Origin of the sequence: Streptomyces sp. 4F14, assembly GCF_048159485.1 — a bacterium.
Lineage (GTDB): Bacteria > Actinomycetota > Actinomycetes > Streptomycetales > Streptomycetaceae > Streptomyces.
Genome location: NZ_JBLRVY010000017.1, coordinates 78968 through 104151 on the forward strand (window position 1 = coordinate 78968; position 25184 = coordinate 104151).

Below are 25184 nucleotides of genomic sequence, written 5' to 3' on the forward strand. Positions count from 1 at the left end.
GGCCGTCGCGGCGGTTGCCGGGCTGCTGAGGGTGGGGCGGCCGGTGGGACCGGTTCGCGGCGATGATGCTGCTGGACGAAGGGGCTGTCGGTGAGCGGCGGTTGCTCGCGGCGGCGGAGACGGCCGGGCGCGTCGAGGACGGCAGTGAGGGCGAGCACTCCTCGGACCGCGAGCGGTACGTCGACGAACTCTGCTGGGTCTACGGGGCCGCACCTGGGCGCCACCGCGGGCTTGTCGGCCCGGACGCCCTTCCCGCCGGGCGGGCGGAAGGCTGTGGGCGGGAGTGGGCCGCGGTTCGCGCTGCCTGGTCGACGGCGCTCGGGCCGGCTCTGCGGGAGGGGTGAGCCGTTGATCCGGGGGCTGTCGGTATTCAGAAGACGAGCGGTGTCCCGGGTGGTACCGGGCCCTCGCCCGCGTACGTGTCACCCCGTGGCGCCGGTGGGGTGGTGTCCTCGGTGAGGGTCAGGGTGGGCCAGGGGCCCGCGAGGGTGGTGTCGGTGAGGGTGATGCCGAGGTGGTCGAGGAGCAGGGCGACCACGGGGGCCATTCCGGCGTCGGTGCCCGCGTGTTCGGCGAGCGCCGCTTCCGTCCGGTTCCACCAGGGGGTGGGGTGGTCGGGGCGGGTGTGCTCCATGCCGGGCTCGAAGTTCTCGACGCAGGTGCCGTCGCGCCAGTGCTGGAACACGTCGAGCCCGTCGGTGGTCAGGACGCTGTACGTCTCGGTGCCCCGGGACAGGGCCGTGAGGGTCTCGTGCCAGGAGCCGGTGGCGCCGTCCTCCTCGACGCAGAACGTCCAGCCGTTGAGCCGCCCGGAGCGCAGGAGCGGGGCCGTGCCGTCGCCGGGGGCGTCGTCCGCGGCGAGGGTGCGGGCCTGTGCCGGGTCGGCTCCGTACCGGGTGAACACCTCCTCGGGGGTCAGCCCCCGGGTGAAGGTGACGCACATCCAGGCCGCGGCCCAGCCGAGCGTACGGATGTCCGTGGGTGCCGCCATGTTCCGCCTCCGCAGGTCGTCTGTGAGGGGATGCTTTCGCAGGTCCTCCACAGACGTACGTACAACCTTCGGAGAGCGTGACGCAGATCACGGATGATGCGTTGGGGTTGACGCGGTATGTCGTGTTTTCCGGCCCTCGACCTGGCGGACGCTTCGTGTTGGTATGGCGACGCGGACGACAATCGCCGAGACCGGGGGGCCTCTCGATGCGAGAGGTGAGGGGGCTGCTTCCCCGTCGCATTCCTGCGTACCCGAACACCGAGCCCGGCGACGGCCGTCCGGTTGCCGGCGACGAACGGGGGACGCGATGAAGGAGTACGGCAGAACACCGGGGAGGCCGCCGCGCGTACGGCCGGCCTCAGGCGCCGTCGAGGCCGCGGATCCGGCGGGACGCGAGATCAGGTCCTCCAAGTAGCCGCAGACGCAACCCCGTTCGCCCACCGCTCCGCGTCCCGGCGTTCGTCGGACGCGCGGTCCTCGTGCCCAGGAGTCGACGCTTCATGCACCTTTCCACCCGCCCACGCCTCTCCCTGCTGGCCGCCGCCCTGCTCGCGGCCCCGCTCATGCTGGACGCCTCCTCGGCGTCGGCCGTGAACGGCCCTGCCGCGCCTGACCAGTTGACGTACGTCGCGAAGGTCAACGTCGGTGAGCAGAGTGCCTGCACCGGCACCCTCGTCGACCCGCAGTGGGTACTGACCGCGGCCTCCTGCTTCGGCACGGTCGGCCAACTCCCCACGGGCAGACCGGCGGTGGCCACCACGGTCACCGTGGGCCGCACCGACCTGACGCAGACCACCGGCGCCGTCCTGCCCGCGATCCGGCTCGTCCCGCACGCCGACCGGGACCTGGTGCTCCTCAAGCTCGCCGCGAAGGTCACCGACCCGGCGGTCAAGCCGGTGCCGCTGGCGACCACGCCGGCCGCCGCGGGCGAGGTGCTGACGCTGGCGGGCTTCGGGCGGACGAAGACCGAGTGGGTGCCGGACAAGCTGCACGCCGGTTCCTTCACCGTCGCCTCCACCACGGCCACGACGGTGGACCTGAACGGCTCCGACACCGCGACCGTCTGCCAGGGCGACGCGGGCGGCCCCGCGCTGCGCACGGTGAACGGCGTCACGGAACTCGTCGCCGTCAACTCCCGCTCCTGGCAGGGCGGTTGCCTCGGCATCGACCCCGCCGAGACCCGTACGGGCGCCGTCGACACCCGCGTCGACGACCTCGGTGCCTGGGTCCGGCACACCACCTCCCGCAACCCGCTCGACCTCACGGCCGACGGCAAGGCCGACCTCCCGGCGATCAGGTCGGACGACGGCGTCCTGTGGGTCTACCCGGGCACCGGCAACGCGAGCGGCGCCACCTTCGGCCCCCGCTTCCAGGCCGGCACCAGCTGGAACAGCCAGGACGCCGTGACCATCGGCGACCTCGACAACGACGGGAACGGCGACCTGCTGTCGCGGCAGGCGTCGGACGGCACGCTGTGGGTGTACCCGGGGACCGGGAAGACGAGCGGCACGTTCGGTACGCGCTACCAGATCGGCCGGAGCTGGCAGTCGCAGGACGTCACCCGGACCGGTGACTTCAACGGCGACGGGCTGACGGACGTACTGACCCGCCAGGCGTCCGACGGCACCCTCTGGGTCTACCCGGGTACCACCGAGTCCGGCCCGGCGGTCCTGGGCACCCGCTACCAGGTCGGCACCGGCTGGAACAGCCAGGACGCCGTGACCATCGGCGACCTCGACAACGACGGGCGCGTGGACGTGCTGTCGCGGCAGGCGTCGGACGGCACGCTGTGGGTGTACCCGGGGACGGGGAGGACGAGTGGCGCCTTCGGTACGCGCTACCAGATCGGGCGGAGCTGGCAGTCGCAGGACGTCACCCGGACCGGTGACTTCAACGGCGACGGGCTGACGGACGTGCTGACGCGGCAGGCGTCGGACGGCACCCTCTGGGTCTACCCCGGGACCGGGAAGGCCGGCACGGAGACGCTCGGCACCCGCTACCAGGCCGGTACCGGCTGGGGGCCGTACCGCATCATCCTCTGAGCCGACGGAGCGCTCCCTCCTGAGGGGGCGAAGGCCCGCCAGGGCGCCGGCCGTGAAAGTTTTCTTCCGTTTCTTTCCGGCCGGTCCCTGCACAGGGGTTGTCCTGACATTCCGTCCGCCTCTAGGGTCACGCGAGCAAACGCTTTCTCTCTGGTTCCGGCGGGAGTTCGCATGACCATCCGTGTCACCCATGTCCACGGCGACCACATCGCGGTGGAGGCCGCGAACGGGACCGAGATCCTGAGGTACGTGTACCGGCCGGACCCGGAGGCGTACGAGGCGCGCAAACCGTACGCGCACCCGCTCCGGACGCTGGGCGGACGGCTGGTGAGCGGGTACCGGCCCAGCGACCACCGGTGGCACAAGGGCCTCCAGATGACGGCGAGCCACCTCTCGGGGCAGAACTTCTGGGGCGGGCACAGCTATGTGCACGGGGAGGGCTACCTCGACCTGCCGGACATCGTCGGCTCGATGCGGCACGACGGGTTCGTCGAGTTCACCGTCGAGGACGAACAGCTCGCGTTCACCGAGGAGTTGACCTGGATCGAGAACGGCGGCGCCGAATGGGCCAGGGAAGTGAGGGGAGTTCGCGTCCACTCCGTCGACGAGGCCGCCGGCGCCTGGGCGTTGGACTGGTCGATCCGGCTCACCAACCTCAGGGACGTCCCCCTCGCCTTCGGCTCGCCCACCACCGCCGGGCGTGAACTCGCCGGGTACACCGGGCTGCACTGGCGCGGACCCCGCGACTTCACGGGCGGCACCGCCTTCGCCCAAGAGGGCGACGGTGCCGACAAGTTGATGGGCACGCAGACGCCGTGGCTCGCCTACACCGGTGAACACGACGACGTGGACGGCCACTCGACGCTCGTCTTCGAGCACGGGCCGGACAACGATGCCACGCACCACTGGTTCGTCCGCGCCGAACCCATCCCCACGGTCTCGTTCTCCTGGGCGTTCTTCGAGGAGTTCGAGCTGCCGCCGGGGGAGTCGTTCGCGTACCGCTACCGGGTGGTGTTCGCGGACGGCGCGTGGGACAGAGAGCGCGTCGCCGGGCATCTCGCGGGACTCCCCTGGACCTGAGGCACGAGGAGAGCGAGGCAGGCATGCACCGGACCAAGGGACTCTCGGCCGCCGCCGCGCTGCTGCTGTGCGCGACGCTGGCCGGCTGCGGCGGCTCCGCCTCGGCGGACGGCGCCGTCGTCCTGCGCTACACCTGGTGGGGCAACCCGGACCGGGCCGCGCGCACGGAGAAGGCCGTCGCCCTGTTCGAGAAGGCGAACCCGGGGATCGACATCCAGACGTCGTTCGCCGGATACGACGCCTACAAACAGAAGTTGGCCACCCAGGCGGCCGGCGGCGACGCCCCCGACGTCATGCAGCTCGACTACCGGCAGATCGACCAGTACGCCGACGGCGGCATCCTCCTCGACCTCGGCAAGGAGCAGGCCACGCTGAGGACTTCGCAGATCGACCCGGGCCTGCTGGCCACCGGCCGCGTGGACGACGTGCAGTACGCGATCCCCCAGGGGCGCGGTACGGAGACCGTCGCGTACGACGTGAAGACGTGGACGGAGTCCGGTGTACCGCTCCCGAAGGGGCCCTGGACCTGGGAGCAATGGGCCGACGCCATGCGGGAGTTGACGAAGGCGACCGGGAAACCCGGCGCCACCGACCCCGGCTGGAGCGAGGACAGCTTCGAGGTCTGGCTGCGCGGCCAGGGCAGGACGCTGTACACCAAGGACAAGCGACTCGGGTTCACCGCCGACGACTTGACCAAGTGGTGGACGTTCACGGACGGCTTGCGCCGCGAGGGCGTCGTATCGCCCGCCCAGCAGACCACACAGCTCGACGGCACGGTCGAGAACACCCCGCTCGGGCGCGGCAAGTCGGTCACGGACACCAACTGGGACGCCCCCGCGAGCGGGTTCAAGGCGCTCCTCGAAGGCGGCGTCGGGCTCGCGCAGATGCCGACCGGGCCGGACGGCACACCCGGGCAGTACTTCAAGCCGTCGATGTTCCTCGGCGCTTCGGCGGACACACAACACCCGGACGCCGCCGCCAAGTTCATCGACTTCATGATCAACGACCCGGAGGCGGCGAAGGTCCTCGGCGCCACCCGCGGCATCCCCGTCAACGAGTCGGTCCGGGAGGCCGTCGAGCCGCAGCTCGCCGACTTCGACCGGACCATCGCCGACTACCAGGCGTCCCTGGAAGGGAAGCTGAAGGACCCGCCGCAGGCCCCGCCGGCCGGGGACAGCGCGTTGCAGACCACCTTCCAGCGCGACTACGACCAGGTGTCCTACGAGCGCATGTCGCCCCGCGAGGCGGCCGAGAACTACGTCACCGAGGCGAAGGCGGAGCTGCGGTCATGACCACCACCATCGCCCGGCCTGCCGAGGCGCCCCCCGCGCCTGTCCGGCCGAAACGTCAACGCGAGGGCGCCGCCTGGGTGTTCCTCTCCCCGTGGGTGCTCGGCGCGATCGGCCTCACGCTCGCCCCGATGGCCGTCTCGCTGTATCTCTCCTTCACCGACTACGACTTGTTCAACCCGCCCCGCTGGGTGGGCCTGCGCAACTACACGCAGATGTTCACGGAGGACCCCCGCTACTGGCGCTCCGTCGTCACCACCCTGACGTACGTCGTCATCGCCGTCCCCCTCCAACTCGCCCTGGCCCTCGCGGTGGCGCTCGCGCTGAAGTCGATGCGACGCGGACGCGCCTTCTACCGCTCGGCGTTCTACGCGCCGTCCCTGCTCGGCGCGTCGATGTCCATCGCCCTGGTCTGGCGGGCGGTCTTCAACGACGGCGGCACGGTCGACAACCTCTTCGGCACCGGCGGCTGGGTCAACGAACCCGGCTGGTCCCTGCTCGCCGTGGCGCTGCTGACGGTGTGGCAGTTCGGGGCGCCGATGGTCATCTTCCTCGCCGGACTCCAGCAGATACCGAGGGAGTTGTACGAGGCGGCGGCCGTCGACGGGGCGGGTCGGTGGCGGCAGTTCGTGTCCATCACCGTGCCGATGCTGTCCCCCGTCCTCTTCTTCAACCTGGTCCTCCAGACCATCCAGGCGTTCCAGGTCTTCACGCCCGCCTTCGCGATCAGCGCGGGCAAGGGCGGGCCGGCCGACTCGACGCTCGTCTACACGATGTACCTCTACGACCGGGGGTTCGTGGCTTCCCACATGGGTTACGCCTCGGCGATGGCGTGGGTGCTGCTCGTCGTCATCGGGGTGGTGACGGCGGTGCTGTTCCGTACGTCGCGCGCCTGGGTCTTCTACGCGTCGGAGGGGGAGCGATGAGCCTGATCCGTGGGGGCGCCGTGAACCGCAGCCGCCTTGTGCTGCACGTGAGTTGTCTCGCCGCGCTGCTCGTCATGCTGTATCCGCTGGCGTGGCTGCTGATGACGTCGCTGAAGCCCGCGAACGAGGTCATCGCCAGCCTCGACCTGTGGCCCAGCCATCTCGAATGGTCCAACTACTCCACGGCGCTCGACGGCGTGAGCGGCGTCTCCGTGACGCGGCTGCTCACCAACTCCCTGCTGATCGCGGGCGGTGCGGTCCTCGGCAACGTCATCAGCTGCTCGCTCGCCGCGTACGCGTTCGCGCGGCTGCGGTTCCGGATGCGCGGTCCGCTGTTCGCGTTCATGATCGCGACGATCATGCTGCCGCATCACGCCGTGCTGATCCCGCAGTACATCATCTTCAACCAACTCGGCCTGGTGAACACGTACTGGCCGCTCATCCTGCCCAAGTTCCTTGCCACGGAGGCGTTCTTCGTCTTCCTCATCGTGCAGTTCATGCGGGGGCTGCCGCGTGAGCTGGAGGAGGCGGCGCGGATCGACGGGTGCGGGCCGTTCCGCAGCTTCTTCCACATCATCCTGCCGCTGACCCGGCCCGCGCTGATCACCACGGCCATCTTCACGTTCATCTGGACCTGGAACGACTTCTTCACGCAGCTCATCTACCTCTTCGACCCCGACAAGTTCACCCTCACCCTCGCGCTGCGGTCCTTCGTCGACGCGTCCAGCCAGTCGTCGTTCGGGCCGATGTTCGCGATGTCGGTGATCGCGCTGCTGCCGATCGTGCTGTTCTTCCTCGCCTTCCAGCGGTTCCTGGTGGAGGGCATGGCGAGTTCGGGGCTGAAGGGGTGAGGGGATGAGCGGTGTGCGTGAACCGGGTGAGCTGTTCGGGCCCCGGTTCTCCCTGTTCGCCGACACGATGAGCGTCGGGCTCGCAACGGCCGTCGCCTGCCTGCCCGTTGTGACGATCCCGGCCGCGCTCTCCACGGCCTGTGCGGTGCTGCGGGGCGCGGGGGAGGACCGGCCGGCCACCGCGGGGCGGTACTTCTCGCTGCTGCGGCGGCGGTTGAGGGGCGGTGACCTGGTCGCGGGGGGAGTGGCCGTGGCGGGGGTGCTGTGGTTCCTGGCCGATCTCGCGCTGGCGCGGGCGGGGTTGCCCGGGGGCGCGGTGTTCGCCTTGGCGGCGGGGGCGATCGGCTGCTGTGCGGCGCTCGTCGGGCTGCGGGCCTGTGGGCGACCCGAGTCGGTGAGCGACTGGCGTGCGGCGGTCGGGGCGGCTCTCGATGACGCGGTCCGGGATGCCGGGGGGAGTGCGCTGGTGCTGCTCGCGGTGGTCACGGGGGTGTTGTGTGCGTGGATGCTGCTGCCGCTGGCGTTTCTCGTGCCGGGGCCGCTGGCGCTGGCGCTGACGGCGATCGATGTGCGGACGCGGCGGGAGGTACAGGGGAGTTGAGGGGGGAGCTTTTTCGGGGCGTCTAGGAGGCGGGCGCGTGCGGGGGTTCAGGCGCGGGGGTTCAGGCGCGGGAGTTCAGGCGGCGGGCGCTTCCCACACCGTCCGGCCGTCCACCGCCAGCCGTACGCCGGTCCGTCCGTCCGCGAACACCTCGATGTCCGCGTCCGTGCGTCCGGTGAGGGCTTCGCGCAGGGCGGTGAGGAGGGTGGGGGCGAGGTGGTCGGGGACCAGGGCGTCCACGGGGCCGGTGAAGCGGACGGACGGCTGGGTGCCGAGGGCGGCGGCGGCCTCCCGCAGAAGACGGGCGCGCAGGCCCGACGGCGGTTCGGCGGGGGGTTGCTGGAGGCGGAGGATGGCGGTGCGGATCTGCTGGACGGTGGCTTCCAGTTCGGTGACGGCGGCGTCGATGGCGGCTTCGGCGCGCTGGTCTCCGACCGGCCTGCCTCCGGCCGGCTCGTGCTGGGGCGGCCCGCTCCTGGCCCGCCCGTGCCGGGCCTGTTCAACTCCGGCTCGCTCGTGCGGGGTTGGCTCGTCCCTGGCCCGCTCGTGCCGGGTCTGTTCAACTCCGGTTCGCTCGTGTGGGGTTGGCTCGTCCCTGGCCCGCTCGTGCTGGGCTCCTCCGGCTTCGGTCTGTTCGTCCTCGACCCGCCCGCTTTCGGCCTGCTCCCCCTGGGCCCGCTCATCTCCCGCCTGCCCGTATCGAGTTGACTCGCCGCCGGCCCCACCGCCCTGGGGTCGCTCGACCCCGGCCTCCATGTTCGGCAAGGTCCCGCCGTTCTTCCCCCGGCCCTGCCCCCGTCCACCCCCGGCCGCCCGTCTCCCCGTCGCCTGGAGCATCATGCCCGTCGCGAACAGGCGTTGGATCACCAGGTCGTGGAGGTCCCGGGCGATGCGGTCGCGGTCCTCGTACACCGCGAGGCGTTGCCGGCGGTGGCGGGCGTCGGCGAGGAGGAGGGCCACGGCGGCCTGGGAGGCGAACTGGACGGCGAGGTGTCTCTCCGTCTCCGTGTAGGGGCGGCCCTCGTGCCGGCGGGGGAGCGCGAGGGTGCCGATGAGGCGGCCGTCGGCCTGGAGGGGGAGCATCATGCTGGGGCCGAACCGGTGGCGTACGTGGGTCGTCATCCGGGGGTCGCTCGCCGAGTCGTCGATGAACACCGGCTCACCGCCGAGGAGTTGGACGAGGACGGTGCTGCCGGGCCGGATCGTCGTACCGACGATGTCACCGGGGTCGTCGTACGTGGAGGCGGCGACGATCTCCATGCCGCCCTCGGCGGTGGGCTGGAGGACGACTCCGGCGGCGGCGTCGGCGAGGAGGCGGGCGCGGTCGGCGACGGTCATCAGGGGGTCGGCCGAACTGCCGTCGGAGAGCAGGGCGGTGGTGACGGCGGCGGCGCCCTCGATCCAGCGTTCCCGCTGGCGCGCGGCCTCGTAGAGCCGGGCACCGGCGAGGGCGGCGGCCGCTCGGGCGGCGAGGACGTCGAGGGCGGGGGAGGGACGGTCGCCGGCGAGATGCAGGCGGCCGTACCCCTCCACGGGGACGTGCAGGACGGGCGCGTCACAGGGGCCGGTCTCCAGAACCGCGCCGCGGGAGCCGGTGAGTTCGGCGGCCGCGTCCACGATGTGCCGTACGGTCGTGGCGAGTTCGAGGTCCGTCCCGATGGCGAGCAGCGCGTCGAGCCGCACGCGCGTCAGGCGCTGATCGGGTTCAACTCCAGCGGCTGGATGCGCCCTTCGAGCATCATGCCGAGCCCTTGCGCCGCGCAGATGTCGGGCCGGTCGGCGATGTGCACCGGCATGCCGGTGGCCTCGCGGAGCATCTGGTCGAAGCCCGGCAGCAGCGCCGAGCCGCCGACCATCATGATCCCCCGGTCGGCGAGGTCGGCGACGAGGTCGGGCGGGCAGTTGCGCAACACCCGCCCGATACCGTCGAGTACGGCGGTCAGCGGCGTCTCGATCGCGTCCCGGACGGCGGCCGTGTCGACCTGGACGCAGCGGGCGAGGCCGGTCGCGACGTCCCGCCCGTGGATCTCGGTGGACGAAGGGCCGTGCGGGGAGAGGCCGTTGCCGGACAGGGCGAGCTGAAGGGGCCGTACGGACTGGCTGGGCAGGATCAACTCGTGCTGGTGGCGCAGGTGTTGGACGATCGCGTGGTCGACGGCCACCCCGCCGACGGGCACCCGCTCGGCGGTGACGATCGCGCCGAGCGACAGCACCGCGACCTGCGTGGCCGCCGCACCGCACACCATGATCATGGTCGCCTCGGGCCGCTCGACCGGCAGCCCGCAGCCGATCGCGGCGGCCGTCAGCGTGTCCACCAGCTCCACCCGCCGCGCCCCGAGCCCCACCAGCGTCTCGATGGTCGCGCGCTGCGCCAGCGGGTCGGCGTCGTGCGGGGTGCAGGCGGCGGCCCGCAGACGCGGCTTGTAGCGCAGCTGGCGGCGGATCTTGTCCCCGAGGAGGTGGCGCAGCATCCGCTGGGCCATCTCGATGTCGACGACCGTCCCGCCGGACACCGGCCGCACCACCCGGATGTAGTCGGGCGTGCGCCCGGTCATCTTCTCGGCGAACTCACCGACCGCGATCAGCGCGCCGGTACGGGTGTTGACGGCGGCGGCCGACGGCTGGTCGACGACGAGCCCGGCCCCCTTCACGTACACCCGCGTCCTCGCCGCGCCCAGGTCGACGGCGAAGTGGCAGCGGCGCAACTGCTCCAAGCTGGCGGTCATGGACAGGTCCTCCCGAGAGCACGACCGTGGGACCGCCGGTCGGCGGCCTCCTTCGCATCGTGCGGGCGCGCGGGAGGGGCCGCCTGCTGGGATGGGCCGGGCAGGGAGCGACCGAACGGATGATTTGTCCGAAATGTCCACTACCTCGGATGTAGTGCGTTACCCCTCAGGTATCACCCGGCGCACTCAGGCGGGACCGAGCGTACGAGCCGCCTCCAGCACCGGCCCCAGCGACCGCACCACCACTTCGCCCCCCGCCTCCCGCAGCCGCTGCTCCACCGTCCGGTTGCGCGCCAGCCCGATGAAGGGCAGCCCCGCCCGCTGAGCCGCCGTCAGCTCGGCGACCGTCGACCCGAGGAACACGGCCTCCCCGGCGCCCTCGCCGAGCGCCCGCCGGACACAGTCCGGGTCGGGCATCAGCGCCGCCGGGTCGTCCGCCCGCCCGTGGATCCCGGCCAGCGGCAGCCGGTACGGCGCCACGTACCGCCGTACCGCCTCCGTACAGCAGTCGGTCACCACCGACACCCGCCTGCCCGCCGCGTGCAGCGTCCGCACCAGCGCCACCGCGTTGTGCGTCGTCGGCGCGTCGGGTACGGCGGCCAGCTCCAGCTTGTCGAGGTGCGCGCGCAGCACCGGGCCGACCGGGTCGTGGGCGTAGGCGCGTAGTACTTCCAGGGGATGGACCACGCCCTCGCGGGCCTGCGCCGTCCCGAACGGCCGGCCCGCCAGAGCGTCCTGCGGGTTGCGGAGCTCGGCCGCCACCGCCAACAGCACGAGCGCCGCCTCACGGGCCTGTTCCGCGGAGAACAGCCTGGTCAGCGGCCCGTCGAAGCCGAGCAGGACGGTCGGCGCGGCAAGCAGCGCCAGCAGGCCGGGCGCCGCCGTCCGCGCGCCCGCCTCCTGCGCGTACGGCACTATCCGTATCTCGCAGCTCACCTGGAGCCCCGGCACCGGCCACCGCCGCAGCTCCTTCGCGAGCGCCCGCTCGGCACCCTGGGGCCGGTTGTGCGAGTGGTGGCGGGTGACGCCGGGCGCCGCCTCGGCGACGTACGCGAACAGCGCGTCCGCGACCCGTGCGACCTCCGCGCGGACGAACGCGACAGGGTCCGTCACCCGCCACGTCAGATGCGCGGACGCCGCGAACCGCGCCTTGCCCGAACTGGGCAGGCGCAGCTCCCGCACCGCGCTCTGCGGAGTGAGGTCCACCTCGTAGTACGTCGCCCGGCTCGGCCGCCGACTCCCGTACGGCTGGGCCGGGTTGAGGAGGGTGAGGGGCGCGTCCGGCAGGGTGTGCACGACGGCGGTACGGCCCGGCGCCGGGAGGGGCAGCTCGTGCAGGTCCCGGGTGAGGTACGGGCCCTTCACCAGGTCCCGGTCGTCGTCCTCGGCGCGCGGCGCCGGCAGCGGGCAGTACCAGGCCGTCGGCGGCGAGTCGAGGGCCTGGCCGTACAGGGGGCGGAAGCGGTGCGGGCCGGAGGCTGCGGAACTCTCCGCGAACGCCTCGTACAGCGCGGGCGGGACCGTGACGGCGACCTGGGCGGGGGTGGACGGGGGCGCGGGGGCGTCGTCGAAGGTGACGTGCAGGCGGGGCGGGTCGGCGAGGGCGGCGAGGGGACCCGGGAGCCAGCGGACCGCCGCCGCGAGGAGGGGGACGAGGTAGGTCCCGGGGGCGATGTCGACCCGGTAGCCCTGAGGTAGTACCCGCGTCTCGTACTGGGCGGGGGTGAGACCACCCCGGTTCAGGACCTCGTCCACCACATACTCCAGAGTGATACGGGACTCGGGGGTGAGGGGGGTGAGCGTCTCGAAGCGCAGGGGGCGGGGGGTGTCGACGTCGGCGGACGGGAGGTGGAGGACATAGCCGTCCGGGACCTCGGCGACGGTGCTCGGGCCCAGGAAGCCGGTGACCAGCTCGGCGACCAGCTCCCGGACCCGGGCGGTGGACCGGTTCCCCTCCGGCAGGACGCGCGCCAGCTCGTCGGAGGTCACCCGGCGGCCCCGGTGGTGCACCAACTTGACCAGCAGCGCCATCAGTTCGGGGGAATGGATGTGCAGAGAGGTCGAACCCCGGGTGATCCGTATGGGGGACGCCAACTGGATCTGGAGATGGGGGGAGTCGCGGGCATTGTCGAGCTGTTCGGAACGGCTCTGGGACCGCTGGACCTCCGTGGAACGATCTCTCAACTCCCGCAGGAAGCCGTCGAATTCGAACAGATCGTCCGCCACGCTCCGGTCCACCGACTCCCGCCCCAGCGCGAACCGGCTGATGAGTACGGTGCCGTCCGCGCGCAGCAGCAGGCCGTTGCCGTCGGTCTGCCCCCGCACCAGGCCGGCCGCGTGCAGGGCTCGGAGCCCCTCCCGGACGTCGGCCATGAGCGCGGCGTACACCGGCAGCGACACCTCGGGCCCGCTCCCCAGCATCAGTTCCGACAGCGTCACCCCCTCCACGAACTCCGCGACCAGATAAGGGGTCTGCCCCTCGACCCCGTGGTCCAGCACCCGCGCCACATGCGGGCTGTCGACCCCGGCGAGCAGCTGCGCCTCCCGCGCGAACCGGTCGAGGTGGCCCGGCTGTCCGGGGTAGAGGTGGACGACGACCCGCTCCCCGGTCCGCGTGTCCACGGCCGCCCGCACCCGCTGCCCCGGCCCCCGCTGTTCGAGCACCCGGTACCGCCCGCCGAGGAGCGCGCTCTCCGTCGTCCCCCCGAGCCGGTCGACGGTCTCGCCGCGCACGGTCGCGAACGCCTCCCCGTCCCCCGCCCCGCCGCCCCCGCGCGCCCGGAACGCCCCCGGCGCGAACCCGGCCCGCTCGTCGATCAACTGCCCGATCTCCGCGAGGAATTCACTGGTGCGCCCGCGCACGGTCCTCGGCAGTGTCCGTTGCAGGACCTCCCGTACGCCGGGCCGGAACGCGTACGACCCCGTCGGCCCGTCGACGGCCGTGAGCATCCCGCTGAGGATCACCTCGGCCAGATGCTGCGGCCGGGGATCCTTCTGGACCGTGTGCTGCACGAGCCGCATCACCGGCACCGAGGGCGCCGCCAGCGACAGATGCCCGGCCAGCCGGAACGCCTCGGGGGAGGCCGTGGACTCGAAGCGCAGGACGATCTCACGGGCCGTCAGATCCCTTATGTCCGACGCCTCTTCACGGACGACCGGGGTAGCCGTCAGCCAGGCCGCCGCTCCCGTGATCCGCCCGCCGCCCGGACGCGCCAGCAGGGACGCCCAGTTGGCGAGCCACGGCGCGCTCGCCTCCATGACGGGCAGCGGGACGGCGTCCGCCGAGGGGGCGCCGGCGTCGGGGTCGTACGGGGTGAAGGCGAGGGCCGCCGCCGGGGCCGCGAGGGACGGGGAGGTGAAGACACCCGGTTCGGCGGGCAGCGCGGTCGGCGGCCACAGATGCTCGGGGAGGGGCTGAACCACGGCCAGCGGGGCGTGCGTTGCCCAGTGACGCAGGGTGCGGTACCAGCGGTCGCCGTCCGGGCCGGGGCGCCACTGCGGGCCCATGCAGTCGCTGAGGACGAGGATCGCGGTACGGCCGTCGGCCGGCGCGGCCACGCCCCGGGTGTGGCCGTCGGGGGTGAGCGGGTGCAGGGAGACCGTGCGGAAGATGCCCGACTGGGCGAGCGCCGCGTGCAACTCCCGTACCAGCGGCTGCCATACGGGCATCGTCGGGCCCGTGTCGTGCACGAGGCACAGGCGCAGCCAGCGGTCCCGGGCCGGGCGCAGGACCGGGAGCCACACCTCGGGGGCGGCGCCGAGACGGGCGATGCGGTCGGCGGTCGCGGCCTCGTCGAGGAGGTGCGCGTGGGGTGCCGGGACCGTGCGCTTGAGAGGTCGCAGGGCGCGCTGGAGAGCCAGCGGGTGGGGGAGCATCGGCGGGACGGGGACACGAAGCGGCTTGCCACCGACGGTCGTTCGGGGGTCGGCGGGTGACTCCGGTGGTGGGCTGGGGGCGGGGAGGTGGAGGGGGACACGGGGCGGGGCCGGGGCTGCCGGCGGGAGGGTGACGGCCGGGTCGTCCTGGTCGGGCCAGGGGACGACCGGCTCGGCCGGAGCAACGGGAGTCCGGGCAGCGGGAGTTGGCTGCTCTTCGGGGGTCTCGTCGCTCAACTGCCGCGCGAGCCACAGCACTTCGGCCAGTTCGCGCGGGGTCGGCCCGTCCGTTCCCTCGGCGGCGGCGTCCAGCAGGGCGGCCAGCCGCGCGAGGGGGTCCTCAGAGTCCATCCGCGTCCGCCACCGCGTCCAGATAGGGCATCAGCCGCTCCGCCAACTCGCCCCGACCGGCCGCGTCCAGACCCGTCACGCCGGTCAGGTACAGGGCGTTGAGGAGCTGGTCCGTCGCCAGGTCGCCGTCCGTGGCACGCTCCAGGAAGCGTTCGATCAGCGGATCCGCCTCGGCGGCCGGGGTGTCGAGGTGCGCGCGGACGATCTCGGTGAGCTGGGCGCGGTCGGGGCGCCGCAGCCGCAGCCGTACGCAGCGGCGCAGGAACGCGGGCGGGAACTCGCGCTCGCCGTTGCTGGTGAGGACGACGAACGGGAAAGCGCGGCAGCGGACCCGGCCCCGGGTGATCTCCACGGGGGTCTCCGAACCGTCCGCGAGGACCTCCACGGTCGGCCCGTCGTCCGCCGACTTCCGTGCCGCGCGCAGGAGTTCGGGGATGTCGTACTGGCCCTCCTCCAACACGTTCAGCAGGTCGTTCGGCAGGTCCAGGTCGCTCTTGTCGAGTTCGTCGACCAGCAGGACACGCGGCAGCTCGTAGGGCAACAGGGCGGTGCCCAGGGGGCCGAGGCGCAGGTGGTCCTCGACGCCGTCGTGCGCGTCGTCCCTGCGGGCCGCGTACAGGCGGGACAGCGGGTCGTAGCGGTACAGGCCGTCGGTGAGGGTACTGCGGCTCGTGATGTTCCAGCGCAGCACTGGGCCGAGCCCCAACTCCCTTGCCACCGCGTACGCGAGGGACGACTTGCCGGTGCCCGGCGGGCCCGTCACCAGGAGCGGGCGGCGCAGGATCAGGGCGGCGTTGACGAGTTCGACACTCTCCGGGGTGGCGACGTACGTACGGGCGCGGTGGACGCGGTCGGGGGAGACCGCCGCCTCGTCGTCCGTGTCGCGCGGCGGAGGCAGGACGGGGGCGCCGTCGAACGCGCGCCACGGCGGCGGGTCGGGCAACTCCCCGATCCCGGCGTGGGGTTGGTTCGAGCCGGTGTAGACGGACCAGTGCGGCATACGAGTCGGGTTCTTCCAGGGGGTCGGGTCGGTCAGGCCACCGGCGAGTGGCTGTGCGCCGTGGGCAGGTCGGGGAACAGCCGGGGATCGTCCCACAGGAGCTGGATGCTGCGCGCCCAGTGTTCCTCATCGGCCGCCGCCTCCTCCCGCAATTCCATGATGTGGCGCGGGAGTTCGGCGGGTGGGACGGCGGACACCCGCGAGTCCAGGTGGTCCAGGAAGGTCTTGCCCGCGCAGCCGGCGCCGCCCGCGCACTCCTCCTGCGGGCCGCCGGAACAGCCGTCGCGGGACCAGACCACGATCGGGGCGGGCGCGGCGAGCGTCACGTCGAAATGGGCGCGGGTGCGGGGCGCGGCGGGCGCGGTGGAGAAGCCCGCGAGGCAGGCGTCCGGCCTCCGCAGCCGCATCCGCAGCTTCACCGGCTCCTCGGCGGCCCCGCACTCGACGCGGTGAACTCGCGCGCCCGGTACGGAGTCCAGACGCTTCCACGCGCGCGTCAGCACATGGCGAGTGCTGTTCTTGCGGCGGCCGTGGTCGGTGACGACCAGCGGGAACGAACAGCCCAGCGGGGTGTCGTCGTCGGGGGCGCTGGGCCAGCGATCCACCGGCAGATCGAGCCAGTTGCGGGGCAGCGCGAACGCGATCAGCTCGTCCGCGCCCGGCGTCAGGAACGGGAACGCCGCCTCGATCTGCCGCTGCACGTACTCCGCGAGACCGTCCCGCGACACGGTGTCCGAGCCGATCGGGTGCCGCCGGCCGCCGCTGTACGCCGACACCTCGACGCGGACACGGTCGTCGCCGGAGCCGCTGTGGTGCAGGTCGACGAGGATCGGGGCCCATTCGGGGGGTGCGCCGGCGGGGGTGAACGGTCCGGTGGGCGGGGTGAGTTCGTGGCCGGGCGTGGTGAACGTGTCGTGCGGGCCGGGGGTGTTGGGTGTGCCAGGGGGTGTGCCGTCGTGTGCCGTGGGGGTGTTGGGCGTGCTCGGGGTGCCGTGTGTGCTCGGGGTGCCGTGCGTCGACAGCAGCGCCTCCAGGCGTTCCGCGAACCGCATCACCGTGCCCACCGCCTCCTCGCCCTCCAGCTCCGACAGCACGAACAGGGCCGCCGAACGCAGCGAGGAGAAACCGCCCTCCGGCGGCCGCGGGTCGAGCGGGTCGCGTACGGCGTTGTACAGCCGCGTCCAATCGCCGCCCAGGGCCGCCGACTCGGCCCGCTCCACCAGCCGGTACAGCCGGGCGCGGTCGGCCGGACGGTGATCGGCGACCGGGATCAGCCCGTCGAGGTCGCGCCAGTAGCGCTTCATCACCTCCGTCGGCATCATCCGCCCGTTGGACACACCGCGCGCTCCGGCCGCGGCGGTCACCATCCCGACGACCTCGCCCGAGCCGAACAGCGTGACCGCCGCACCGCTGAACCCCGGCGCGAGCACCTGCCCGCCCTGCCGCCACACCTCCAGCTGGTTCCACTCGTCACTGATCAACTGGGGTGCCGTGACCCGGTACTCGGCGATCGTCCCCTCGTCGAAACCGGCGGGGTAGCCGTAGACGACGAGCTTCCGGGGACCCCCGCCGGGCGCCTCGCCGTGCACCGCGCCCGGCGGGGCGAGCACCGCGGGGGTGACGTCGGCATCCCTCTCCAGGCGTAGTACGGCGACGTCCCCGCGGTCGTGCCCCGCCCGCGCGCTCCAGCCGCCGTGGGCCAGCAGGCGTACGGGTACGGGGTCGGTGCCGGGGCGCTCCGTGAACGACACCGCGAGCCCCTCCTCCCGGCCGTCCAGGACATGCGCGCAGGTCACGACCGTGTCCGGGGTGACCAGGAAACCGGCGCCGAGGACTTTGCCGTACGCCTCGACCCGGGCGTGCCATGCGGCGCTCTGCATCGGCGCCTCTCACTCTGTGGGGGTAGCGGGGGAGACGGGGGGAGTGGGGGGTGTCGGGGGTGCCGGGGCGGCGGGGGCTTCGGTGGGGGACGAGCTCCACGTCAGTTTCACCACCAAGTGGCCCTCGCTGGTGCCCTTGGCGATGATCGCGCCCGCCTCCGCGGAGAGCTTCACGCCGAACTCGATCTCCACGCCGTCCGGCTTCAGCGCGCCGTCCCGGAACACCCGCAGCGCCGACTGCGCGGCCGTCCGCACGCCGTCCAACGCCGCCTCGAACGTCCTCGCCGCCTGCACACCGCCGTCCCGCGACGCCAGCCGCGAACCGGCCCGCTCCTCGACGGACTCGACGGCGACGACCGTGCCGTCCTCCGTCTTGAACTCCACGAGCCCTTCCATGCCGCCCCCGTCGTACGTGCCTCACTGCACTGTCATTGTTACGTACGGTACTTGAGGTTGTCGCGCGGCACGGTGTGTTCCTCTTGTGAACGAGGCGGCTGTCTCACGGGCGGCGACCGTCCGTCCGGATCACACCCAGTTCCACCAAGTCCTGTGGTCTGATCCGGAGTTGGTCCGCCGTCGCCTCGACCTCGTCCGGGGTCCTCTTGAGGATCGCGGCCGCCAACTCCGGTGCGATGACGGAGAAGTAGCTGTCCGGCGTCGCCCACGTCCGCCCCGGCGCGGCCAGCGCCAGCGCCCCGCCGGAGCCGCCCTCGCCGATGACGAGCGTCGTGACCGGAGTCCGCGCCTCGGCGACGGCCGTGAACAGCTCGGCGATCGCCCCACCCACCCCCTGCCGCTCCGCCTCCGCGTCGTTCGCCGCGCCCGGGGTGTCCACCAGCGTCAGCACCGGAACGCCCAGCCGGTCCGCGAGCCTGATCAGCCGTACGGCGGTCCGGTACCCGGCGGGCCGCGTCGCCGCGCCGGTCTGGGCGGCGAAGGCGACGGTCCGGCCGCCCGGCCCCACCCCGAACCCGCAGACGATGCCCGCACGGTCGACGCCGCCGCAGCGGTCGCCGCTGATCTCGGTGCGGTGGGTGAAGTAGGCGTCCAAGTAGGCGTGGGCTCGGGGGTGTTGGGGAGACCGGGCACGCTGGACGGCGTCCCAGCCGGAGGCGGGGAGGCCGGTGACGCCGAGGGGGGAGGGAAGCGGGGCGGGGGCGGTCGGGGCGTCCGGCGACGGTGACCGGTCGGTCGGGCGGGGGCTCAGCAGGCGTAGCCACAGCCCCAGCGTCTCCCGCAGCTCCTCCGGACGGACGACCGCGTCGGCCGACCCGGCGGCCACCTGGGCCTGCGCCGTGTACGCCGTCGGGTCCGCGTCCGGGGGGCGGACCCGGGAGCCCGCGAAGCCCACTTGGGCGTTCGGCAGGGCGAGGATCACGTCCGCGCCCGCGCCGAGGGTGGCCCAGCCGCCGCCGGTCGTCGGGTCGCGCAGGACCGCGATCTGGGGGAGACCCGCCGCTCGGGTGAGCGCCGACTCGCGGGCCACGCGCTGGAGTTGGGTGAGCGCGAGCATGCCCTCCTGCATCCGGCTGCCGCCGGTGGCGACGAGGGGGACGACCGGGAGCCGGTGCGCGCGGGCGTGCCGGTACGCCGACTCCAGCCGGTCGCCGGTGCGTTCACCGAGGGAGCCGCCGAGGAAGCCGAACTCGAAGGCGATCAGGACGACTTGGGTGCCCTCGACGGACGCGGTGCCGCACACCACGGACTCGCTCTCGCCCGTACGCCCCGCCGCGCGCGCCAGCGAGGCGTCGTACCCCGCCCAGCCGAGCGGCCCGTCGGGCGCCGACTCCTTCCGCGGGTACGGGAGTTCGGTGAACGTGTCGGTGACCAGCGCGATGGCCTCGCGGGCGGAGAACCGGGTCACGAGGCCAGCGCCCGCTTCATGATCTTCCCCATGTCGTTGCGGGGCAGCGCGTCGAGGTAGTGGACGACCCGGGGCCGCTTGTGCGGGGCCAGCCGGGACGCCACATGGTCCGCCAACTCGCCCGCCGACGGCTTGTGTTCGGCGTCGCTCGGCACGATCCACGCCACGATCCGCTCCCCGAGGTCCGCGTCCGGCTCCCCGGTCACCGCGGCCTCCCGCACCCCCGGGTGTTCGAGGAGCGCGTTCTCGATCTCCCCCGCCCCGATCTTGTAACCCCCGCTCTTGATCAGGTCGGTGGCCTTGCGGCCGACGATGCGGACATACCCGTCGGGGTCGCGCACCGCCATGTCCCCGGTGCGGAACCAGCCGTCCGGGGTGAACGCGGCGGCGGTCGCGTCCGGGCGGTTCAGGTACTCGGTGAACAGGTTGGCGCCGCGCACCTGGATCTCGCCGACGCGCTCCGCGTCGTACCCGTCGATCGTCGTGCCGTCCTCCTCGACGAGCCTCAACTCCACGCCGGGCAGGGGGAGTCCGACGGTTCCGGCGCGGGCCTCGCCGTCCGCGCGGACGCTCGTGTTCATCAGGGTCTCCGTCATGCCGTACCGCTCGACGACCCGGCGGCCCGTGGCCCGCGCGATCCGCTCGTGGTCGTGCACGGGCAGCGCCGCCGAACCGCTCACCAGCAGGCGGGCGTTGGTGAGGGCCTTCACCAACTCCGGTTCGTCCGGGAGGGATTCGGCGATGCGGTGGTACATCGTCGGGACGCCGAACAGCATCGTCGCGCCGTCGTTCAGCTCCCTCGCCACGCCCTCGGTGGAGAAGCGGCCCAGGTGGCGGACGCCGGCGCCGCGCCGCAGGGGGCCGAGGGTGCCGAGGACCAGGCCGTGCACGTGGAACAGGGGCAGGCCGTGCACCAGCACGTCGTCGCCGGTCCACTGCCAGGCGTCGGCGAGCGCGTCGAGGGTGTGGGTGATCGACCGGCGGGGCAGGACGGCGCCCTTCGGCGGGCCCGTCGTACCGGACGTGTAGACCACGAAGGCGGGGGAGTCGGGACGGAAACCGTCCTCGGGGAGGGTGCCGGTGGCCCGGACGTCGACCTCGATGTGCTCGAACTCCCTCACTGCCTCGGGGAGTTCGGTGCCTGGCGCGGTCAGCACCAGGGTGGGCGCGCTGTCCGACAGGATGTGCCGCAGCTCCTTGTCACCCGACTTCGGGTTCAGCGGCACGGCGGTGCCGCCCGACAGCAGCACCCCCACGACCGCGACGGCGGTCTCCAGCTCCGGCGTCGCCCACACCGCGACCCGGCTCCCCGGCGTCAGCCGCTGCGCGACGGCCCCGGCCGCCGCCGCGAGCTGCGCGTACGTCAGGGAACGCGGTCCGAAGGTGAGGGCCGGCCGGTCGGACGGGCCGTCGGTCAGGGCGGGGAAGAGAGGGGACACGCGTCGTACTCCTTGCTGTTCGGCGTTCGTCCGGCGTTCGGTGTCGGTCGTTCGGGCTTCGGCGGCGATCGGACTCATACCCATGGCTCAGAAGTGCTACGGGTATGACGGGTACCACACGGCTCACCCGAAGCCCGGCACGACCATCACCAGCCATGCCACCGCGGGTACCACCGCCACCACGATCCCCCCGTAGATCATCAGCTGCCGGAAGAAACGCTCACGGTCGACGTCCGGCGCCGCGGCCAGCACCAGCGCGCCGTTCGTCGAGAACGGGCTCACGTCCACCACCGTCGCCGACACCGCGAGCGCGCACACCATCCCGACCGCCCCGATCTCGCCCTGCGCGAGGAACGGCACGGCGAGCGGGATCAGCGCGCCCATGATGCCGACGGACGAGGCGAACGCCGAGACCAGCGCGCCGATGTAGCACAGCAGCACCGCCGCGAGCAGCGGCACGCCGATGCCGCCGACGCCCTCACCGGCCCAGGTGATCGTGCCCATCTCGTCCAGCACGCCGACGTACGTCAGCACCCCGCAGATCAGCAGCACCGTCGACCAGGCGATCTCCCCGACCGCCTTCCGGCTGTCCGCCGGCCACACCGTGCTCAGCACCACGGCCAGCGTGATCGCGGTGAGCCCCGCGTCCAGGTCGAGGACCAGCACGGCGAGCACCAGCGCGACGAGGGAGACGAGCGTCGCGATACGAGCCGGGTTGAGCCGGACCCCCTCCGACGTGTCCGCCACCTCCGCACGGGGAATGACCTGGATGGGGGCATTCGTACCCTTAGTACCCGTAATACCTGCGGGGGACCCGCCAGTTGACATCCCCGCGGCCCCCGAGGCCCCGCCACCGGACGGCCCCGTCATACCCGTAGACCCCGTAGTACCTGAGGCCCCCGTCCCTCCGGCCGGCAGTACCACCCCCTGCCGCCACAGCTTCCGTCCGCCGCACGCCAGGAACACCACCCCGGCGATGACGATGTTCGCGAAGAGCGAGGCGAGGAAGAGCGCGATCTCGTTCCCGGGGAGCTTCTCGCGTTCGACGATGCCGTTGACGATCGTGCCGTAGATGCTGATCGGCGAGAAGCCGCCGCCCTGCGCCCCGTGCACGACCATCGCGCCCATCAGCAGCGGGCTGATCCCGTACTGCGCGGCGAAGCTGAGCGCGACCGGCGCGACGATCGCGACCGCCGCCGGGCTCACTGCGCCGATACCGGTGAGCGCGCCGGTCAGCGCGAACATCACCCACGGGATGAGCGCGACGCGCCCCCGCACGAGCCGGATCGCGGCGTGCACCAGCCAGTCGGTGGTGCCGTTCGCGCGGGCGATCGCGAAGAGGTACGTCACGCCGACCAGGACGACGAACAGGTCGCCGGGGAAGCCGGCGAAGATGCCGTCCGCGTCGAGGTCGGCGACGAGTTCACCGACGGCGAAGGCCGCGGCGAACGCCAGCGCGCCCATGTTGACGGAACGGGTGGTGGCGATGACGAACACGACCACCAGGACGAGGATCGAGATGAGTTCGGGGGACATACGGGCTCCCGTCGTTGGGTCCCGGAGCGGCAGGGGTGGGGGTGACCAGATGAAGAAGTGGCTGAGTGGCTGAGTGGCTGAGCCACTTTGATGTGTCGGCTGATTAGATTGCGCGGCTCGACGGCCGTCAAGAGGGTGCGCGAGAATTGGCTCAGCCACTTGTCCACTCAGCCACTCAGCCACCCGTCCACCGAGCCGCTTCGGGCCGCCCGCCCGATGCTAGGCTCCCGCCCGAAAGAGGGGGATTCCGTGAACGACGCCCTGCGGCCGATGATGAAGCAGCGCCTGTACGAGCAGGTGCTCGACCGGTTGCGGCAGTACGTGGTCGACGGCGGGCTCGCCGCCGGGGACCGGCTCCCGCCGGAGCGGGACCTCGCCCAGCGGCTCGGGGTCAGCCGGGCCTCCGTCAAGCAGGCGATCGTGGTCCTGGAGGTGCAGGGCCTGGTCGAGGCGCGGCACGGCGGCGGGACGTACCTCGTGCGCGACAGCCTCGACGTCGAACCCGTCGACCGGATGGTCGAGCGGCGCAGGCGGCTGCCGGACGTGCTGGAGGCGCGCGAGGCGCTGGAGACGAAGCTCGCCGAACTCGCCGCCGAGCGGCGCACCGAGGAGGACCTCGACGCGATGCGGGCCGCCCTCGCGCACATGGCCGAGGAGATCGAGGCCGGCGGGCACGGCATCGAGGGCGACCGGCTCTTCCACTCCGCCGTGACCGCGGCGGCGCACAGCGCGCTGCTCGCGGAGTTCATGCGGTCCATCGCCGAGCAGATCGCCGAGAGCCGTACGGAGTCGCTGCGCCAGCCCGGCCGCCCGGGCCGTTCCTGGGCCCAGCACCAGGCCATCTTCGACGCGGTCGCCGAACGCAACCCCCGCAGGGCGGCGACCGCGATGCGCACCCATGTCCGTACGGTGGCGAAGGTGCGCCTCCTGGACTGGGAACCGGCCGAGGCCGAAGAGGACGGCTGACCCCGCCCCCCCGTGCGGCGGCGGATCTGGTCCTCGGGTACTACCCGGGTAGGACCGTGGGGGCACGGCAGGCGGTGGTCGCCGGGGTGGGACCCGTGGGTGGGGTTCCCGTTGGCCGGGGTGCGGGGCCGGACCTTAAAGTGCAGGGGCGTTCGCAGGTCGTACCGTCATGCCGTCGTACTGTCGCAGGAAAGCAGGGGTTCGCCGTGCCTCGTATCGCGCTGGTCACCTGTCGTCCCGGGCCCGGGGTCGCCGTGGACGAGGATCTTCCGGAGCTGGTGGCGGCGGTGCGGGCGGCCGGGGCCGAGGCGCTGGCGGTGGCCTGGGACGACCCCGACGCGGACTGGGCCTCCTTCGATCTCGCCGTCATACGTTCGACGTGGGACTACTCCTGGCGGCCCGCGGAGTTCCTGGCCTGGGCGGGCAAGTGCGGGAGCCTCACCCGGCTCGCGAACCCGGCGGAGGTCGTGCGGTGGAACGCCGACAAGCGGTACCTGGGGGAGCTGGCGGCGGCGGGCGTACCCACCGTCCCCACCAGGTATGTGGCGCCGGGTGAGACCCCGGAGCTACCCCGTGAGGACGAGTACGTCGTCAAGCCCACCTCCGGCGCGGGCGCCCGGTTCGCCGCCCGCTACACCCCCGACGGCCACGACACCGCCGTACGCCAGATCGCGCGGATGCACGCCGAGGGGTTCACGGCGATGGTCCAGCCCTATGTCCGCAGCATCGACGCCGCCGGTGAGCGGGCGCTCCAGTTCTTCGGAGGGCGGCTGCTGCACGCCAGCCGCAAGGGGGCGGTGCTCGCTCCGGGGACGGCGTACGACGCGGAGAAGGTGGCGCATCCGGGGCTGACCGTGTGGGAGCCGACCGAGGCTGAAATCGCCACCGCGGAGCGGGCGTTGGCCGCGGTACCCGGGGGTGAGGAGCTGCTGTACGCGCGGGTCGACCTCGTCGACGGGGACGACGGGCGGCCCTGTGTGATGGAGCTGGAACTCGTCGAGCCGAACCTGTTCCTGTCGCTGCATCCCGGGTCGGTGGCCGGGGTCGTGGCGGGCATCCTGGAGCGGGCGGGCGGGTGATCGGGCGCCGGGTCAGTCCCTGACCGCGACGCGTTGCAGGAGCCCCCAGGTGAACTCCGCCACCACCTGACGGGGTACCCCCTGCTCGTCGGGGGCGGTGAAGGACAGGCCCCAGCGGGTGGGGGCGGTGCCCTCCAGGGGGCGCGCGGGGGCGAAGGCGCCGGCCGCCTCGTCGACCGTGCACGACCAGGGAGTGAGGTCGGCGAGTCCCTCCAGGGTAGGGGGCGGGGTACCGGGGGCCCGGATCAGCCACTCGTTCCAGATCCCGCCCGTGGGGGAGAGCAGGACCTCGAACCGCAGGGTGGGCCACAGAGGGACCGGCCAGAGCCAGGACTCGCAGGTCAGGTCGCCGATGCGGCGGGTGGCCGAGGTTTCCGGGGCGCCGAGGAGCGTGCGGTACCGGTTCGCCGCCGCGCGGCCCCGGGGGGCGTGCAGCATCGCCTGCCAGCGCTTGTTCGCCTCGCGCATCTCCGCCGAGGAGGCGCCGAGCCGGCGGCGTGCCTCGTCCACCAGGTCGGGGTTGTGGTCGGCCATGCGGCGCAGCAGGACGAGCTGGAAGTCGAGCGGCGTGAAGGGGTGCGGGGTGGGCGGCATGCCCTCCATCGTCGCCGATGGCGTACCCCTCAGGTACGAGTTCCGTCGCCACCGATGTGGATCGGGTCTTTTCACGACCATTGCCCGGTCGGT

General features: G+C 72.7%; 19 protein-coding genes and 1 pseudogene. 9 read left to right on the top strand and 11 right to left on the bottom strand.

The genetic code is table 11. The annotated features are described in order from the left end of the window. Positions 1 to 59 precede the first annotated feature (59 nt). A pseudogene (locus tag ACLZOT_RS27715) lies at positions 60 to 344 on the top strand (DUF4344 domain-containing metallopeptidase); the annotation flags it as partial. 26 nt (positions 345 to 370) lie between these two features. On the opposite strand, the gene ACLZOT_RS27720 reads toward ACLZOT_RS27715, so the two are convergent. Then, positions 371 to 991: a DUF6461 domain-containing protein gene (locus ACLZOT_RS27720; RefSeq protein ID WP_416971807.1), complete on the bottom strand. Its 621-nt coding sequence runs from the start codon at positions 989 to 991 to the stop codon at positions 371 to 373. 500 nt (positions 992 to 1491) lie between these two features. Between ACLZOT_RS27720 and ACLZOT_RS27725 the strand changes: the two genes are divergently transcribed. From ACLZOT_RS27725 to ACLZOT_RS27750, 6 genes are all read left to right on the top strand, one after another. Then, positions 1492 to 3033, top strand: coding sequence for an FG-GAP-like repeat-containing protein (locus ACLZOT_RS27725; protein WP_416971808.1), 1542 nt, complete (start codon positions 1492 to 1494; stop codon positions 3031 to 3033). Positions 3034 to 3204: 171 nt separating this feature from the next. Then, complete coding sequence (locus ACLZOT_RS27730; RefSeq protein ID WP_416971809.1) at positions 3205 to 4113, top strand: PmoA family protein; 909 nt, start codon at positions 3205 to 3207, stop codon at positions 4111 to 4113. A 23-nt stretch (positions 4114 to 4136) separates the two neighbouring features. After that, entirely contained in the window at positions 4137 to 5405 is a 1269-nt protein-coding gene (locus tag ACLZOT_RS27735; protein ID WP_416971810.1) for an ABC transporter substrate-binding protein, read from the top strand. Then, positions 5402 to 6328, top strand: a complete 927-nt coding sequence (locus ACLZOT_RS27740) for a carbohydrate ABC transporter permease (protein ID WP_416971811.1) — start codon at positions 5402 to 5404, stop codon at positions 6326 to 6328. The genes ACLZOT_RS27735 and ACLZOT_RS27740 overlap by 4 nt, the downstream gene beginning before the upstream one ends. Then, positions 6325 to 7179, top strand: coding sequence for a carbohydrate ABC transporter permease (locus ACLZOT_RS27745; protein WP_416971812.1), 855 nt, complete (start codon positions 6325 to 6327; stop codon positions 7177 to 7179). Before ACLZOT_RS27740 ends, ACLZOT_RS27745 begins: the two co-directional genes overlap by 4 nt. 4 nt (positions 7180 to 7183) lie before the next feature. After that, entirely contained in the window at positions 7184 to 7780 is a 597-nt protein-coding gene (locus tag ACLZOT_RS27750) for a hypothetical protein (RefSeq protein ID WP_416971813.1), read from the top strand. Between the two features lie 75 nt (positions 7781 to 7855). Here the strand turns inward: ACLZOT_RS27750 and ACLZOT_RS27755 are convergent, their stop codons facing one another. From ACLZOT_RS27755 to ACLZOT_RS27795, 9 genes are all read right to left on the bottom strand, one after another. Then, positions 7856 to 9463, bottom strand: coding sequence for a GAF domain-containing protein (locus ACLZOT_RS27755; RefSeq protein WP_416971814.1), 1608 nt, complete (start codon positions 9461 to 9463; stop codon positions 7856 to 7858). Positions 9464 to 9468: 5 nt separating this feature from the next. Beyond that, the gene (locus tag ACLZOT_RS27760; protein ID WP_416971815.1) at positions 9469 to 10506 is read right to left on the bottom strand and encodes a rod shape-determining protein; all 1038 of its coding nucleotides are present in this window, start codon (positions 10504 to 10506) and stop codon (positions 9469 to 9471) included. Between the two features lie 186 nt (positions 10507 to 10692). Next, complete coding sequence (locus ACLZOT_RS27765; protein WP_416971816.1) at positions 10693 to 14733, bottom strand: SAV_2336 N-terminal domain-related protein; 4041 nt, start codon at positions 14731 to 14733, stop codon at positions 10693 to 10695. Continuing rightward, complete coding sequence (locus ACLZOT_RS27770) at positions 14723 to 15733, bottom strand: AAA family ATPase (protein WP_416971817.1); 1011 nt, start codon at positions 15731 to 15733, stop codon at positions 14723 to 14725. The genes ACLZOT_RS27765 and ACLZOT_RS27770 overlap by 11 nt, the downstream gene beginning before the upstream one ends. Positions 15734 to 15765: 32 nt before the next feature. Continuing rightward, entirely contained in the window at positions 15766 to 17613 is a 1848-nt protein-coding gene (locus ACLZOT_RS27775; protein WP_416971818.1) for a trypsin-like peptidase domain-containing protein, read from the bottom strand. A 9-nt stretch (positions 17614 to 17622) separates the two neighbouring features. Beyond that, on the bottom strand, positions 17623 to 18009 hold the full coding sequence (locus ACLZOT_RS27780) for a CU044_2847 family protein (protein ID WP_416971819.1): 387 nt from the start codon (positions 18007 to 18009) through the stop codon (positions 17623 to 17625). Between the two features lie 103 nt (positions 18010 to 18112). After that, entirely contained in the window at positions 18113 to 19477 is a 1365-nt protein-coding gene (locus ACLZOT_RS27785) for a carboxyl transferase domain-containing protein (protein WP_416971820.1), read from the bottom strand. Beyond that, on the bottom strand, positions 19474 to 20916 hold the full coding sequence (locus tag ACLZOT_RS27790) for an acyl-CoA synthetase (protein ID WP_416971821.1): 1443 nt from the start codon (positions 20914 to 20916) through the stop codon (positions 19474 to 19476). Before ACLZOT_RS27790 ends, ACLZOT_RS27785 begins: the two co-directional genes overlap by 4 nt. 123 nt (positions 20917 to 21039) lie before the next feature. After that, positions 21040 to 22452, bottom strand: a complete 1413-nt coding sequence (locus tag ACLZOT_RS27795; protein WP_416971822.1) for an SLC13 family permease — start codon at positions 22450 to 22452, stop codon at positions 21040 to 21042. A gap of 249 nt (positions 22453 to 22701) precedes the next feature. On the opposite strand from ACLZOT_RS27795, the gene ACLZOT_RS27800 reads away from it, so the two are divergent. Together ACLZOT_RS27800 and ACLZOT_RS27805 are read left to right on the top strand one after the other, a co-directional pair. Beyond that, positions 22702 to 23418, top strand: a complete 717-nt coding sequence (locus tag ACLZOT_RS27800; protein ID WP_416971823.1) for a FadR/GntR family transcriptional regulator — start codon at positions 22702 to 22704, stop codon at positions 23416 to 23418. A gap of 206 nt (positions 23419 to 23624) precedes the next feature. Next, positions 23625 to 24497 (top strand): ATP-grasp domain-containing protein, encoded by an 873-nt coding sequence (locus ACLZOT_RS27805; protein ID WP_416971824.1) that lies wholly within the window; start codon positions 23625 to 23627, stop codon positions 24495 to 24497. A 12-nt stretch (positions 24498 to 24509) separates the two neighbouring features. Here ACLZOT_RS27805 and ACLZOT_RS27810 read toward each other — a convergent pair whose 3' ends face one another. Next, complete coding sequence (locus ACLZOT_RS27810) at positions 24510 to 25100, bottom strand: hypothetical protein (protein ID WP_416971825.1); 591 nt, start codon at positions 25098 to 25100, stop codon at positions 24510 to 24512. Between the last annotated feature and the right edge of the window lie 84 nt (positions 25101 to 25184).